Origin of the sequence: Candidatus Aegiribacteria sp. (assembly GCA_021108435.1) — a bacterium.
Taxonomy (GTDB): Bacteria; Fermentibacterota; Fermentibacteria; order Fermentibacterales; family JCC-6; genus Aegiribacteria.
This window is the reverse complement of the sequence record JAIOQY010000030.1, coordinates 23156-38977: the sequence shown is the minus strand read 5'-3', so window position 1 is coordinate 38977 and position 15822 is coordinate 23156. Positions and strand designations below refer to the sequence as shown.

Genomic DNA, 15822 nt, shown 5'->3' with positions numbered 1-15822 from the left:
CGGCAGAAAATTAGAAAATGTTTAAATGTTAGGCCCGGCCCCGCCACGCGGCCCCGCCGCGGTGCTTTACCGTTACGACAAAAGGTGGTAGTTTCCACGAAATCAAATGTTAAATGAATATTCATGAAAACGGAAGGAAATATTATGGTAAAAACCGGAATAGTCGGACTTGGATACTGGGGTCCCAACCTGCTCAGAAATATTTACGCTAATCGCCGAAACGGCGGTCTTGTAATCTGTGATTCCAATGCTGCGCGTTTGAACAAGATGGCCGGACACTATCCGGATATTCAGAGCACGAGTAATTACAAGGATCTGATCGATAATGATGATCTTAATGCTATTGTTATTGCCACCGATGTCTCTTCTCACTTTCCGCTGGCAAAGCAGGCTCTTCAGGCAGGAAAGCATGTTTTTGTTGAAAAACCGTTTGCAGCATGTATAGAGGAAGCTGAAGAACTGGTTGATCTTGGCCGAAAAAACGGACTGGTTACCATGGTTGGACATACATTCATGTTCTCACCTCCTGTAATCAAAACCAAGGAGATAATAGACAGCGGAGATCTCGGAAACATACATTTCATAACCTCGAGCAGAGTAAATCTGGGTCTGCATCAAAAGGATGTATCAGTTATATGGGATCTGGCTCCTCACGACTTCTCAATGCTTTTCTACTGGCTGGATGAGGAACCGATTGAAGTAAACGCATTCGGTCATGCATATGTTCTAAATGAAATACCGGATGTAGCTTTTATCGATCTTGCGTTTCCAAGCGGTTCGATAGCTAATGTCCAGGTTTCCTGGCTTTCACCCTCGAAGTTACGTAGAACTGTTATTGTCGGAAGCAGGAAGATGCTTGTATACGATGACACTGAGCCGCTTGAAAAAATCAAGATCTATGACAAAGGTGTAGAAGTAATTGAACCGGAAAGTTTTGGCGAATATCAGCTCTCTTACAGAACGGGAGATATTGTTTCACCCAAACTCGATACAAGCGAACCTCTCGCAAGCGAAATGGAAGAGTTTCTTCGCTGCATTGAAACCGGATGTACCCCTAAATCATCAGGAGCCGAGGGACTTGCGGTTGTACGAGCACTTGAACTGGCTGATGACAGCCTGAAGAAGGCTTTCAGAAAGGAATAAGCAGGATGGATTCATCTGTACAGCTCATAACCGAGGAGCTGTACCTTTCGAATAAAGCTGCTGATCCTCTGGAGCTTGCCATTCTTGCAGGTTCGATGCTGATCCTTCTGGGTGATGAAAATACAGTAGCCCCGAAACTTGCCGCAATTCTGGCTGGAAGAAGCAGCCCTGTTTCAGGCAGGATCCTCATAGGTGAGCAGCACCTGGATGTCATGAGTCATAGCGCAAGAGGTCTTACAGCGTATGTATCTGCAGGTTTTTCATGCCCCGGCAGTATAACGGTTTCAAAATACCTTGAACTTGCTGCGGCGGCGGCCGGTTTCAGCAGAAAGGATTCAGAGGAAATCCTGTCTCAGCTGTATAACTGGTGTTCTCTTACTGAATATAAAGACACTCCTGTAGAGGACCTTTCAGCTGATCTGAGATTTATCACCGGTTTCGCAGCAGCATGTCTGCCTGTTCCAAAAGTTCTTATCCTGCAGGGGCCATTCCCGCTTGATCTTCATCCACTGCTGGAAGACCTCTGCGACAGTAATTGTGCAGTTATCGCGGCAGTTCCCGGACTGGAATATGTACCACAATCATCTCAGAGAATCGCTCTGTGCAGCAAAAACAGCGTTACTCATATCATTCGCTTCCAAGAACTTGCCGATGCATGTTCTTCCCTCATTCGTGTGAAAGCGCTTTTCTTTCCGGCATTGCCCAGAGCGGTAATGGAAAGCCTTAAAGGTGCAAGAAATATTATAGCAGTAGAAGGCGGATATCAATTCAATCACTCTAACCTGTCCGCAGCGGTAACAAATCTGGCCAACCTTGCCAGAGCAAATTCAAGGCAGATCGCGGGTCTGGAAATCAGATCTCCTTCTTCTGAGGAATTGATGGATCTATTCTCTGAAGATGAAGACACTGGAGAGGTGGACCTTTTTTGCGGGGAAGATCTGGACATCTGAGAACCTGGATTAAAGTACTACAGCTCATGTCCGAATGGGCTGTGAACAGGCAGGCATTTCTCTGGATCCTGCTTGCGGCACCGGTTGCGGCCTGGGTATTCCCCGGTCAGACACGGATTGATCCTTTGACTCTATCGATTTCCTGTATTGCTTATGCCGCACCAGCGGCATTTCTTGTCGGGTGGCCGGGATCACCCGCAAGGAAAGCTCTTGCGGAATTACTGTTCACTTCAAAAGCGGGAAAGGTCTCTCTCCTGCTTCCTGAGATTGCTCTTCCGTTCCTGGCTGGTGTTCTTCCTTCTCTCATCCTTACAGCGCTATGGGGAATGAGACTCGATACTATCCCATGGCAGCTGTGGGTCGTTATTCCCTTTTCAACCATGACTGCGATTTCTCTTCTTTTTATCCTTGAAGAATACCTTCCATTCAGCGGAAGAATTCTATTCCTAATGGCATTTATGTCACAGGCAGTTTCAGCAGCATGGACGCTGTCTCCGGTTTTTCAGCTGCTTATTCCACATGGGTACATACTCTGGACTCTCAGATGGATTGAAGGAAATGGAGCTGCTTTCCATGGTGACATCTACGTCTTCTTTGCGGTTCTTGAAGGAATAGGACTGCTGCTGCTCGCTTCCAGAATTCTCTCGAGGATACCGGAAATTCAGACTGACTGATCAATCCTTCCGGATGCCCATTTCGAATTCATGATCAGAAAGCGCCTTGGAAGTTCTGCTGCCTTTGTAATACCTATACGCTTCGTTATCGCTATATTGAGTTCCACCGTAGAACGCGGTATCCGGATCTGGATATCACCATTCATCAGAGAAACACCAGAAAGATTCCTGTCGATGGATAGAGCCTGACAGAGTTTCCCGGGTCCACTGCAAAGATCAGTCATTCCACTGACCATTCGGTTCCTCCTCATAAGTCCGATTCCTTCAACAGGTTGAAGGGCTCTGACCAGCACTGCTTCACCGCTGCTCTCCATCCCTGAGGTCACATTGAAACAGTTGTGAATTCCGTAAATCAGATACACGTAAGCCATGCCCCCTTGCTCGAACATCGGCCAGTTGCGATCTGTTCTGCCGCCAAAAGCATGGCTTGCGGGATCATCCTCCGTATAGCTTTCTGTTTCAACGATTATACCGGTGATTAATCCATCCGGAGTATCTCTTCTTAATAAACACCCGAGGAGAGCCGGGGCAAGCGTTACCGCATCTTTGAGAAAGAATTCTTCAGGCGGTAAAATATATTCGATCACCGTGCCTCCTGCTGCACTCACCCCTCAGTTGTTGTCCTGCAGGAACTGCTGGGGAATAGCCGGCACCCCTTTCATACTCTCGATGATGCCGAGGGTCTCTTCCGAGGGATTAAAGAACATGACCATCTGATCGGTAACGTCCACGAAATGCATCATTTCGTCTCTGTAGATAATGTCCCATGTACTCACAATGACGTCGACACCGGTCTCCTCGGCAACGGCGGGAAGTTCACTCCATATCATCCAGATGATCTCGTCGATATCCCCTGTGCTGAATACCTGCTCATGCGCGAGCTGCTGCTGCTCGGGTCCCAATATCCCCAGCTCGTCAGCACGCTCCGTATTACCGGATTGCAGAGCTGCTTCGTACTCCGCCTTGAGCTCGACCACCTTCGCAAGAAACTCCTCGGATCGGTAATAGGCCACCGCAACACAGCGGGAGTCGAATGTACCTATGACAGGACCGATTTCACCTGAATCCTGCGCTGATACTGAGGCGGAGAAAACTCCCAGAAGCAGTATATTTATCGCCATGAACCGGTGGCTCATTCTCTTATTCATATAAACCTCCCCCTTTTTTATACAGGCCTGCTCGCATGAAAGCCCGAAATCTCCACGTTGCTGCAGGCGGTCAAGGAGCTGTAACCCCCAGGTTTACAAGAGAGGGAATCTCACCTGTCGTAACTCCCAGGATTCCTCCTCTGGTTACTTCCAACCTTGCAAGGTCCAGTTCCACTTCCGCTGATGCAGTAAAGAGAAGCTGACCCGTCTCGGGGTCATAGACATCAAAAAACGCGTTTTCTGCTCCTGATCGTTCCACCCAGAGTCTTCCACGCGGGCCAATAGCCAGTGAGGAAACCGCGTTATGATAAGGATCTGCGGTGTAGTCAGCCTGATGAGCGCTCTGCTGCATACGTCTTAACACCATATCTTCTTCAGTGAGTATTTCAAGTTCTGTTTTTTCCGTTCGCTGGAACGGACGTTCAAGAGACCACAGGAGGGTTCCGTCAGTCTTATAGGAATGCAGGATGTACTCTTCGCTGGACACATCTGCTAAAAAGACAATGCCATCTGAATTGCAGGCCACAGGGTAGGGAGTGATTATTGACCGGCCAAAATCATTAGGAGTGAATAAATCCAAATCCTCCCTGTAAATCACTACGGGTTCTGACGCACTTTCAGACCAGCGGGCAGTCTGGTGGCCTATTAGAGTATTCCCTTCATCTGAGCGAAAGATCACTCTCATTCCAACAAAGCCGCCATTACTCATCAGATACATGACCCCTGGATTTGCCATTGTGAACCCCTGCAGATCAACATACGAATCAAGATCGGGCTCAAGTATCCTCACAATTCCTGCTATCATATCCGAAACTGCGACTGAGCCGTTGCTGGAGATGGATATCGCCTGAGGCCACTGGAATTCACCTGGACCGCTGCCGGAGCTTCCGGTCAGGGCAATAAGCTCACCCTTCTCTGTAATGACGGTGACTGTTGCGCTTACTCCATCGAGAAGCGCTATCAAACCTCTGTCAGTGGCATCAATATCATCGATGGTAACAATACCGAAATCATTCATCAGATCAGCCGAGATCGTATCCGATACAGAAAGTACGCTGTCGGCAGGAGATACCAGCGTATCCTCTCCTCTTCGCGCTACTCCGGTTGAACCGATCTCATCACCCGATCCGCAACCTGCTGAGGATAAAAAATATACACCGGCAAGCAAAAATAAGGATTCTCTGTATTTCATTTCATCTTCTTCCGGATTTATGATCATTCAGATATAATACTCAGAAGAAATTATTGCATCAGCCGTTATGATTGACAAGTTGAAATTTATTATGTTCAGGTTCAACCACTTCAATGAATGAGGCATAATCAGGTATGGGAACAAAGTTATGTGAATACAGGTCTCGCGATTTCCTGAGGGTCAGGGATTTTCTGACTGCCAATTACAAGGCGTTTGGGCATCCTGTTAACTGGGCTACGGTTCGGTGGAACTACGCCAGATATCTCTGCGCGCCAATGATAGGTGCCTGTGGATTGGGAACCGAAGCTAAAAGGCCCCCGGATACCAGTGGTAAGAGCAGCAGGGAGGCAATCAGGTTCTGGGAGAATTCAATTGGAATCTGGGAGAACGAATCAGGCGAGATTGCAGGCGTTGTATGCCCTGACGAATTCGCGCCCTGGCATCCCGCATTCGGTCAGGCGTTCCTGCAGCGACATCCTGATTACGAACACCTTCTGCCGGAAATGCTTGCCTACGCGGAACAGACATTTGTCGGCAAAGGTACAACCCGGATATTCGTGGGTGAGCCGGACAAATCTCTACAGGAAGCGGCAAAGAAGCGGGGATTTATCAGGGACGAGAAATCCTGCATAAATTACATGCTCTTTGATCTGAAGAATATTCCCGAACCGGATCTGCCGGATGGCTACAGGTTCGTATCAAGAGAAGAGAACAACGATCTGGAAAAACTCAGGGAGGTAGGTGGACTATCCTTCAATCATCCTGATCCCGATGACTGGCCAATCCTCTACTCTTACCAGGAGCTGCAAAAGGCTCCGGATTACCGCAAGGAGCTTGATATCGTTGTAGAAAGACCGGACGGCAAGTGGGTCGCATGCACTATCGCGTGGTTCGATTCCTTCAACAGGATGGGTACACTGGAGCCGGTGGGTGCCATCCAGCTGGGTATGGGCCGGGAGGTTGTGATGGAAGGTTTGCGCAGATTGAAAGACCTTGGAGCTCTGATCGCCCACATGGACGCTGGACTTAAGTACTATGAGAAAATAGGCTTCAAAAAACAATTTCCGATCTTCAGATGGGTGAAGACACACTGATATTCTGAATCACAAAGGCTGCAGGTGCATGACGTTCCTTCTTCCGGATCAGCGATCCTGACCGCATAGTTCGCACACCACTTGAGAGGACTCCACTGTTGCCTTCTGACTGAACATCGTGCATTATGTCAGCAGAAGAAACAGACATGATTATTCTGGAGGTAAAAAATGAAAGATTGTCCCTTCTGTAATCCGGACGATGACAGGATACTGTGGAGAGATGAGAATGTCTATGTGATAAGGGATTTGTATCCGGTCTCTCCTTCGCACACTCTGATCATACCTTTCAGACACTTCGCCAGTATCTTCGATGCTACTGTTGAAGAACTGACTTCGATAGCAAAAGCTCTTACTATCAGAAAAGGTCAGCTTGAGCAGAGTCTTGCCGCTGACGGATACAATATAGGTGTGAACGAAGGAACGGCAGCAGGTCAAACGATACCTCATGTCCATATTCATCTTATACCGAGATTCGAACGCGATGTTGATGATCCAAGGGGTGGAATCAGGGGAGTAATACCTGAGAAGAAAATTTACCGTAACACATAATTCGTGCTGCTTATAAACTGGATGTATCTCTACTATCATATCGGTCATGGATCATATCCTGTTTTTGGGAGGAAAATTGACAAACATTGATACTATCATTCCGAAGGGTTTTGATCTTGTAACCGCAAGGGACAGGGATGGACTTCTCGAAGCCGTTGATGCTGAAGTAACAGGTGTCTGGCCGGAATTCATGCTTCATGACACAGTGGCCAATAGCCACTGGGCCAGGCTCTATTCCGAATTCCCGGAATACCAGTTCGCCCTTTTTGATAAGAAATCCGGCAAAATGGCTGCTGCGGGTAACTGCATTCCTCTGCTCTGGGATGAAGAGCAGGAGAGCCTTCCGAATGAGGGATGGGACTGGACTGTCATAACGGGGTTCAGGAATAAATTAGAAGAAGTGCAGCCAAATGCAGTCAGCGCGCTTTCAATAGCGGTATCACATGAATACAGAGGCAAAAAGCTGAGCGGCTGCATGGTTGAGATCATGAAGGAGACAGGAAGAAAGAACAATCTTGGAACACTCCTTGCACCGGTACGCCCCTCATTGAAACATGATTACTCTCTCATACCGATGGAAGATTATATCAAGTGGAAGAATGCCGAAGGATTGCCTTTTGACCCCTGGCTCCGTGTACATGTACGAGGCGGGGGAAAGATCGCAGGTGTCTGCGAAGCATCAATGACAATTCCCGGTTCAGTGAAGAACTGGGAAGACTGGACAGGGATGGAATTCCCCGGAAGCGGCAGGTATGTTGTTGAAGGCGCTCTTGTTCCTGTCGAGATCAACACCGATTTGGGAACAGGTATGTATATTGAACCCAATGTCTGGGTGGTTCACAGAATACAATAGCAGTTAAACTGCTTAATTAAAGCAGTGAGAGTAATCATAGTGGAGAAGAGCAGGCTGGAAACAACACTTGATGGTATACGCATCAGCCGGACGCTTGATGTGGCAACAGGCGCGGGGAACTATGCAAGTTTTCTTAGAACGAATATTAAAGGCTGCGGCGCGATAACGGCAATCGACGTTGACAGAACAATGCTGACCCGGGCAAAAGAACACCTTGATAAGATCGCTGATGTTTCACCTGCCTGCATGAATTCTGCGATGATGGCGTTCAAACCGGAGGCTTTTGATATGGTCTGCATCTCCAATTCGCTCCACCATATGAGCAAACTCGAGGATACTCTCGCAGAGATGCTGAGGGTTCTCCGTCCGGGAGGATATTTCCTCGTCAGTGAGATGTTTCGTGACGGTCAAACTGATGCCCAGATGACTCATGTTCTCATGCATGAGTGGTGGGCTGAGATTGATACGGCTCTCGGGGTTTCGCACAACGGTACATTCCGAAAGGACGAAATACTTGACATCTGCGCAATTCCGAGTCTGGGGCTTGAGAACATGATCTCTCAGGATTATGCCTTCCTCGACAAAGACCCTCTGGATCCTGAAGCAGTCGAGTATATCGACGGTGCAATCGATATGTATGTGAAGAAAGCTTCAGGACTGGACAATTTCGAAAATCTGAAGATACGGGGAGATGAACTCCGCGAGCGCCTTCACAGTACAGGATTTCACGGCGCTACGACTCTTGTCATCCTCGGGAGTAAGTCAGCATGAATGCGAATAAGCCGACAGGACATCCTGTATTAAAGACTCGAAGGCTTGCCCTCCGTCCATTCACACTCTCAGACTCGGAGGATGTCCGCAAGCTTGCAGGTGAAAGGGATATAGCGGATACTACACTTAATATCCCACATCCTTACGAGGAAGGGATGGCTGAGAAGTGGATATCTACGCATATGGCGGGTTTTGATGAGAATACCAGCCTTACTTTTGCCATCACCTGCCGAAAAGACGGAAAACTCCTTGGAGCCGTTAGTCTCACAGTGCAGCGCAGCCATTCGAGAGCCGAACTTGGATACTGGATCGGAAAACCATACTGGGGAAACGGATACTGCACTGAAGCAGCTCATGCTGTTATGGAGTATGGATTCACCGTTCTGAGACTCAACAGGATATTCGCAACCTTCATGACAAGGAATCCTGCTTCCGGAAGAGTAATGGAAAAACTTGGAATGAAATCTGAAAGTATCATGAGACAGCATTACAAAAAATGGGACAAGTTCGAAGATATGGCAATGTACGGTATTCTGAAGGATGAGTGGATCTCAGAGTACTGATAGACCGAATCACATCGATGTTTCATATTATTATCAGATCATCTCTGATCTAATAGCGGATTGTGTAGTGTATCTCCAGTGTGGGTTCCATATCACCATGGATTGTAGATCTTGTTGAACCCTCGACGTACAGTTCCGAGGTGAAGAGGTACTGCGCGCTGAATAATCCCGGATTTGCAGAAAACACGTCCCCTTTGTATGAAAAGTAGAGATCGGGAAATACATATTTACCAACATTCAGCACCAGGCTTGTTGTATCAGACAGGAGTTCCGGGGATATCTCAAAAGTATCCAGTCCGATCTCATCTCTGATATTCCTGGCAAGAAGGCTCCCCAGCAGTGTCTGCGCTACGGTCTCGACTTCGGACCTCAGTGCGTTGGAATTGAGCTGCTGCATCTCACCATAGGTCAATCCGGCTGCAAGGAGTGTCAGAATATCTTCCTGGGCGATCTGACCGCCCGGCCCTTCTCCGGTCAGAGTGATTTCAGGATTGTCCATATCTCCTGTAATCAGAATAGTTATGTGATATTCATCATGACTCATGATGCTGCGTATATTCGTTTCCGCTGTAACATTGAGATGGACAGTTGGAGGAATCCCCTGGATGAGCTGTACTCTTCCCTCCGTTATCTCGAAATCTCTCTGCAGTACTGTTATTTTTCCCCTGACAGCATCGATATACCCGTTTACTGTTGGTTTACGCTCAAGCGTAAATATTCTCATCTTCGCGGACATTTCAATATCAGCAAAACTCGTTCGGAACCAGAGTTTTCCAGTACTGGATACGTCGATTTCCAGATCAAACGGGAGCTCACCCGAACCTCCGGATGATGAAGCTGATACTGGCTGAGGTATGCCGATCGCGCCTTCAAGAATAGTGAATTTCCCCGCAAGAACAGGCCTGGCAGTTGATTCATCCTTATCCATGGACACTCCACCTGAAGCGACAATTGCGCCAATTCCCGGCAGAGGAATCTCCATTTCAGACAGTTGTGCGTAAATACTGTAATCACCAAGTTCAAAGGGATAGATACTTCTGATATCAGCAAGCCAGGATGAAGAAAAATCACCTGAACTCTGGCTTCCGGCTCCAAGTGTCAGACGGGTATTATATCCTATCTCAGTAGAATCCGGATAATTCAAGTAGAGATTTACGTTGGGTAGCTCAACTCCAAGAATTGTAATATACAACCGTCTGATTCTTGCAGACGCCTGAAACTCAAGGGAATGATCTCCATCATCTGCCCTGGTATACTCAGCTCTGGCTGAAAAACTCGCGCCCATGGTGTTTATCGGCAGTGGAAGAATATAGAAAAACCAGTCACCGATATCATTCACCTCAAGCTCCAGCCAATCTATTTTCTCTGCAAGCAGATGAAAATCAGTACCTCTCCAGACATTGCTTGCGCTGAGCTGAAAGCCCGATCTCACTCCGTCATGCCAGGCATAGATACCATCAACTGAAATATTGCCTTCATCCGCTGACATTTCAACAGTTACACTGTCCATTGAGAACTGGCCGTACTCAGGATCTGATATTTTGCCTGTAAAGGAGCCCTGCATATAATTTGCATCCTGTGAATAGGAGATATTAAAGTTCCCTACTCCGGACATGCTCGCAGGCAGGCCGGAGAAAGTGCTGAATGTCGAAAAGTCAAAGTTCTCGACTACCGCCTCGAATGATGTTTTTTCTTCATCCATCATTCCCGACATCCGGAATTCACCGATAGGCTGGCTAATCCACAGGGTATCCAATACGAAAGTACCGTTTTCCGCGAATCCTGAGAGACCTCCATCAGTTACTACTCTAAGTTTTGAATGAGCAGCTCTCAGATTCCCCAATTCGAATCTGGTAGTATCCCCTGCATTCACAGCAATTTCTCCTGTGTAGATCCGGCTGTTTGAAGCGGTGAATATCAAACTATCAACGGCGATGTCATCCCCATTAACGGAAACATCGGCAGTCACATGAAAAACGTCTGAAAGGAGGTGAAGACTATCTACTTCAATAGAACAACCTCCTGTCAGGTTTCCCCTGGACAGATTCACTGTTCCCTCAAACGAAGCCTTGTCAGCTTCAATATCACTCATGGAAAACTCATAAACATCTATTTCACCTTCAAGGTCCATACCGAATCTTGTTCCGCTCCCGTTCAAGTCCAGATTCGCTCCTGAAACATCCGGGAGTCCTTTAACTCCATATTTTTCAAGAAACAGGAGAGATCCTAGAGAGGCCTCAATCTCAGCTGACCACGATACAGGCTCCCAATCCGAATCAAGGATACTCCGGCCCGCAAATGTCATTGATTCGCTACCCGTGCCACTGACTGATCCATGGAAATCAACATTGTTTTCAATAAGAACAGCATCAAGGTATAGTGTGGAAACATCCAGAATATCGACGCTTGAAGCGGAAAGATCGATGATTGCCGAGCCATTGAGGGAAAGAGACTCGTCTCCGGAACAGGATGCGGAAATCGAACCGGTAATTCTTGTTTCAGGAAGGGTAGTAAAATATTCCGATATATCAGTATTGATCATTGACATATCAATTGATGCATTCCATACCGAGGAGGTGATATCATAATCTCCATCAAGATCAAATGATGAGTTATCAGCAGCAAGATGAAGACCAGTCACAACAAGGTTCTGCAAATCAGCTGTGAGTGTATCCACAGTAAAACTGGCTTCTCTGCCGAATAGGAATGCTTTACCATTACTGAACGCAAGCTTTGCCTGCAAATCTGAAAGCCGACCGGAAATCGATCCTTCAGTTGAAACGGACAGCTCAACAGGAATATCAAGGTATTTCGTTGTCACTATGCCGGAAATATCAACATTCAGCATTTCTTCAATACCGATCAGTGTTCCGGTAATCAACAGTGAACCGGGAGAAGCAATCCCGGTGAATCCTTCAGTAATTACATCACCATCAATAAGTGTGAGTATGCCTTCCCCGATGATCTGCCCGAAGCCTGGAAGTTCTATTCGCGATGCGCTCACATCTACTGAAACGCCTGATTCCCTTTTGATAACAGCATCAAGATACATGGAATCAAGAACGACACCATATGGATCAGTGATTATTCCGTACTCCAGAATGAATCGATCCACACTTGTAACGATTCCCATATCAATGCTGGCAAGAATCGTACTCAGTGAATCCGGAATCGAATCAACTTCCCCTGTTTCAGGCGGAAGGCTGATCTCCAGTCTCTCAACCAGGATATAATCGACATGCCTGCTTGCAGCGAAGTCCAGCAGACTTCCCTGTATGTCAGTACCGCAGATAATCATCGAAAAACCGTGATTATCAGTTACAATTACAGAATCGACCGATGTCTTCCAGAAGATATCAGTATACAGACCCCTGAAACTGATTTGTGTAACTTCATCCGACACAAGCAGGCCTGTAACTTTTCCGAGCGTCTCAGCAAAAAATCCTGTTGAAAGAAGCAGGTAGAATGATACAATGAAAAATGTCAGCCCAAGAAGAGTTGACCGAATCCACAGAGCGGTTCTTTTCATCCTACCGGAACCCCTGGAATCTGTCCTAGAAAGCATGACCGAGACCAAAGTAAAATTTTCCTCTTTTTATAGAGTTGCTCCATGTAGGAGCAAAACCATAGTCAATCCTTATCGGGCCGAAAATAGTATTGTATCGAAGCCCGAATCCGACTCCAAAACCTATTGATTCAAGATTGATATTATCCAGGGAATTCCAGAGACCGCCAATATCTGTGAACAGAACTAAACCAAAGTCGCCAATAATTCTCGCTCTAACTTCGAAATTGCTCAGAATTTCTACCCGTCCGCCTATGGGATTATCGTCACTATCTTTAGGACCAAGCGAATTGAACGGATAACCGCGAACTGTTGTTCCTCCGCCCATAAAGAACCTTTCATCCGGTGGAACCGAAATATCATCACCGTAAGGAAACGCTACTCCGTATCTCATACGCATGGCAAACACAAAATCATCACCGAACGGGATAAACTTTCTGGCTTCATTACAGAACCTGTAGTAATCAGCGCCGCCGAGAAAACTTCCCGACAGTTTACCCATCACCATCATCCAGTGTCCTCTTATGGGATTGAAAAGAGGAGATCGAGTATCATGAATCAGCGATGATGTAATACTGGAAGTTGTATACCATACTGCTTCCGTTGTACCCTCCTCTGCCGCGCTGTCACTGTATGTCTCGTACTCAAGGCTGTATCCGGCAGTGAATTTCAGGTGATTTGTAATTGTCCTCGCAAATGAGGAAGTGATCGAGTAACTCCTCTGATAAAGACCGGGTATGGACAGATTAAGATATCCAAGCTTCAGCTGCCATCTCCATCTTGTCGAAAGAAACCAGGGTTCCTCATATGTAATTTCAGGTTCAATCTTACGCCCCTCTTTAGATCCAAAATACTCCATGTAATGAATACCGATTGTAAGCCTCTGATTATTCCCCATGATGTTGGGATGAAGCCATTTGATACTGCCAAATACGGCTGACGGAGATACATAACCCGTACCAAGATCGATTCTGTGATACCTGCTTTCAGTCACTGAAACAACAAGATCTACAATACTGCTGTCATCCGGACAATCATTATAGGAAAAGCGAACATCCTGAAACAGGCCAAGCTGATAAATCATACTTATAGACTGGCGCAATAATTCCATGTTAAGAGAATCACCGGGTGATATCATCAATTCTCTGGTTATTACCTTTTCACGGACTGTCTCCAGCCCCGTCACGGTTATACTCCCAAGAAAAACCTGGCTATTTTCATCAACTACACATTCAATTGCTCTGTAACCCGTGTTTGCTCCGGTCCGACCCTCGATTTCACTAAGGCTCAGCATGTTGATATGTAATAATGCATTTATATAACCTCTTTCATTGTAGCTTTTCAGTACGGCATTCCGGAAAGCAAGAGTGTCAGAAGGCGTTACCGGTTCACCTGTGCCTCCGGGATACAGATTTGCGAGAGAATCAGCGGAGAAGATTGTAATGCCTTTAAAGACAAGACCGGATAGCAGGCTTCTCATTCCTGTATCTACTGATACTCTTACTATTGCCGTTTCATCATTCCAGAGGGGCCATTGTACGTCAACGGCTGGTGAAAGGTATCCGAGAGCCGTAAGATTCGAGACTATGCCGCTCTGCACTTCAATTGGAGTAATGCTTAAAAGAGAAGATCCTGGCTTAAGTCCTGTTCCGTGAAGAAGTTTGCTCTGAGATACAGGAATATCTCCTGAGACAGTGATGGAATCTACTTCAGGCTCAACAAAGGAGGCCTGTAAAGTTGAGGGTAAGAGAAACAGCAGTATCCCGCCAAGTGCGGTTCTCATGTTCAGATGCACTGTTCGTTACCACCTTCTTACGCATTACCGATAAACAGTAATCTGTGCAACCGGCAATTAATCCAACTACTCCACCCTACGATAGGATGGTGAATAGGAGCACTCGGAAATATGCATGTCAGCATGTATAGTTCTACTTATAACCGTAAGCATAATTCCATTACATCTTGCGGGCTAGAGTGGAGGATATAATGAAATCTGAAGATATTCGCCCTGTACTGCTTCTTGCCGGAGGAACCGATCCAAGCGGTGGTGCCGGATTAGGAGCAGATCTGAAGACAGCTGCTGTAATGGGTATCCACGGATGCCCGGTTGTAACAGCCTTGACAGTCCAGAACAGTGGAAACGTTCTTTCCTGGGAAGCAATTCCTTCAGATACAGTAGCAGCCCAGATAAGAGCAATATGTACTGATGGACCCGTCAGCGCAGTTAAATCAGGAATGTTCGGAACTGCGGAGAATGCCTCAGTCCTATCAGAAACTCTCAACAGCGATCTGCGGAATGTTACTTACATACTCGATCCCGTTCTGACAGCAGGCGGTGGATACTCTCTTGCGGACAGCAGGCTTCTTGAGGCACTGAAATACAGGCTTATACCGTTATCAACTCTATGCACACCAAATCTTGATGAAGCAGAAATCCTTACAGGCATCACGATCAGAAACAAGCAGGACATGGAGAAAGCCGGGGAAACACTCCTCCGGATGGGAGCAAAAGCAGTTCTGGTTAAAGGGGGACACATCAAGGGAGAACCTGAAGATGTTCTTATCAGCGGTAAGAAAAATATCTGGTTCAGAGGAAGCAGGATTACGCCGGATAACATTCACGGAACCGGTTGTACTCTGGCAACTTCATGCGCGGCTCTACTGGCTTTGGGATTTCCCATTGAAGATGCCGTTCATGAAGCAAGATTGTTTGTCAGACGGGTGATTGCCAGAAACTTCAGGCGAAGGAGCGGTAATATTCCGGGGCATTTTCCTGAGGCTGGTCCGCTGCCTTCAAAAACGGATGGAAATTCCTTCTACCTTCCTCCAGCTTTCTGCGGAGAGTGCGGCTCTCCCCTTCAGCAGTCACCTGGAGAAAATGGGCATCTACATTGCGGATTCTGCGGATACATTCATTACAGGAACCCATTACCCGCAGTCGCTCTGATTGTCCACGATGAAGATCGCATTCTGCTGGTAAAGAGAGCTGTACCACCAAAGAAGGATATGCTGTCTCTCCCCGGCGGATTTCTTGAAACCGGTGAGACTCCTCTTGAATGCGGATTGCGGGAACTGATGGAAGAAACCAGTCTTGAACTGACGGACAGCCGCCTTTTCGGGCTGGAAACAGATATTACAGCTTACGGTGGAATTCTGCTTGTCGCATTCGAAGTAATTGGTTGGAAAGGTACGGCAAAACCGGGTGATGATGCTTCAGCAGTGAAATGGGTTCCAATAAGGGAAGTACCTCATCTTGCCTTCGAAGCGCATAATAAATTGGTAAAGCAGTTACAGAATATGATTTGAACTGATTCTTTCGC

The 15822-nt window shown here is 46.9% G+C and carries 14 protein-coding genes; 9 read left to right on the top strand and 5 right to left on the bottom strand.

Annotated elements, in window-relative coordinates; translation table 11 throughout:
* Positions 1-144: 144 nt before the first annotated feature.
* Genes K8R76_01815 through K8R76_01805 form a run of 3 tightly spaced genes read left to right on the top strand, consistent with a single transcriptional unit; the run spans position 145 to position 2767 of the window.
* Positions 145-1143, top strand: a complete 999-nt coding sequence (locus K8R76_01815; protein MCD4846909.1) for a Gfo/Idh/MocA family oxidoreductase — start codon at positions 145-147, stop codon at positions 1141-1143.
* Between the two features lie 5 nt (positions 1144-1148).
* Positions 1149-2093, top strand: coding sequence for a hypothetical protein (locus K8R76_01810; protein MCD4846908.1), 945 nt, complete (start codon positions 1149-1151; stop codon positions 2091-2093).
* Positions 2069-2767 (top strand): hypothetical protein, encoded by a 699-nt coding sequence (locus tag K8R76_01805; protein MCD4846907.1) that lies wholly within the window; start codon positions 2069-2071, stop codon positions 2765-2767. Before K8R76_01810 ends, K8R76_01805 begins: the two co-directional genes overlap by 25 nt.
* Here K8R76_01805 and K8R76_01800 read toward each other — a convergent pair.
* The 3 genes from K8R76_01800 to K8R76_01790 all read right to left on the bottom strand — a co-directional run bounded on the left by K8R76_01800 (position 2755) and on the right by K8R76_01790 (position 5107).
* Complete coding sequence (locus tag K8R76_01800; GenBank protein MCD4846906.1) at positions 2755-3342, bottom strand: DNA-3-methyladenine glycosylase; 588 nt, start codon at positions 3340-3342, stop codon at positions 2755-2757. The genes K8R76_01805 and K8R76_01800 overlap by 13 nt on opposite strands.
* 36 nt (positions 3343-3378) lie before the next feature.
* On the bottom strand, positions 3379-3915 hold the full coding sequence (locus tag K8R76_01795) for a hypothetical protein (protein ID MCD4846905.1): 537 nt from the start codon (positions 3913-3915) through the stop codon (positions 3379-3381).
* 70 nt (positions 3916-3985) lie between these two features.
* The gene (locus K8R76_01790) at positions 3986-5107 is read right to left on the bottom strand and encodes a hypothetical protein (GenBank protein ID MCD4846904.1); all 1122 of its coding nucleotides are present in this window, start codon (positions 5105-5107) and stop codon (positions 3986-3988) included.
* Between the two features lie 134 nt (positions 5108-5241).
* Here K8R76_01790 and K8R76_01785 point away from each other — a divergent pair, with 134 nt between their 5' ends.
* From K8R76_01785 to K8R76_01765, 5 genes are all read left to right on the top strand, one after another.
* A complete protein-coding gene (locus K8R76_01785) occupies positions 5242-6201 on the top strand; it encodes a hypothetical protein (protein ID MCD4846903.1) in 960 nt (319 codons plus the stop codon).
* Positions 6202-6369: 168 nt separating this feature from the next.
* Positions 6370-6750, top strand: coding sequence for an HIT family protein (locus K8R76_01780; GenBank protein MCD4846902.1), 381 nt, complete (start codon positions 6370-6372; stop codon positions 6748-6750).
* A 76-nt stretch (positions 6751-6826) separates the two neighbouring features.
* Entirely contained in the window at positions 6827-7603 is a 777-nt protein-coding gene (locus K8R76_01775) for a hypothetical protein (GenBank protein ID MCD4846901.1), read from the top strand.
* Positions 7604-7642: 39 nt separating this feature from the next.
* Complete coding sequence (locus K8R76_01770) at positions 7643-8374, top strand: class I SAM-dependent methyltransferase (protein ID MCD4846900.1); 732 nt, start codon at positions 7643-7645, stop codon at positions 8372-8374.
* Entirely contained in the window at positions 8371-8937 is a 567-nt protein-coding gene (locus K8R76_01765) for a GNAT family N-acetyltransferase (GenBank protein MCD4846899.1), read from the top strand. Before K8R76_01770 ends, K8R76_01765 begins: the two co-directional genes overlap by 4 nt.
* 49 nt (positions 8938-8986) lie before the next feature.
* Here K8R76_01765 and K8R76_01760 read toward each other — a convergent pair whose 3' ends face one another.
* Together K8R76_01760 and K8R76_01755 are read right to left on the bottom strand one after the other, a co-directional pair.
* The gene (locus tag K8R76_01760) at positions 8987-12466 is read right to left on the bottom strand and encodes a translocation/assembly module TamB (GenBank protein ID MCD4846898.1); all 3480 of its coding nucleotides are present in this window, start codon (positions 12464-12466) and stop codon (positions 8987-8989) included.
* Positions 12467-12491: 25 nt separating this feature from the next.
* Complete coding sequence (locus tag K8R76_01755; GenBank protein MCD4846897.1) at positions 12492-14297, bottom strand: BamA/TamA family outer membrane protein; 1806 nt, start codon at positions 14295-14297, stop codon at positions 12492-12494.
* 191 nt (positions 14298-14488) lie between these two features.
* On the opposite strand from K8R76_01755, the gene thiD reads away from it, so the two are divergent.
* Positions 14489-15808: a bifunctional hydroxymethylpyrimidine kinase/phosphomethylpyrimidine kinase gene (gene thiD, locus K8R76_01750; protein MCD4846896.1), complete on the top strand. Its 1320-nt coding sequence runs from the start codon at positions 14489-14491 to the stop codon at positions 15806-15808.
* Positions 15809-15822: the final 14 nt, after the last annotated feature.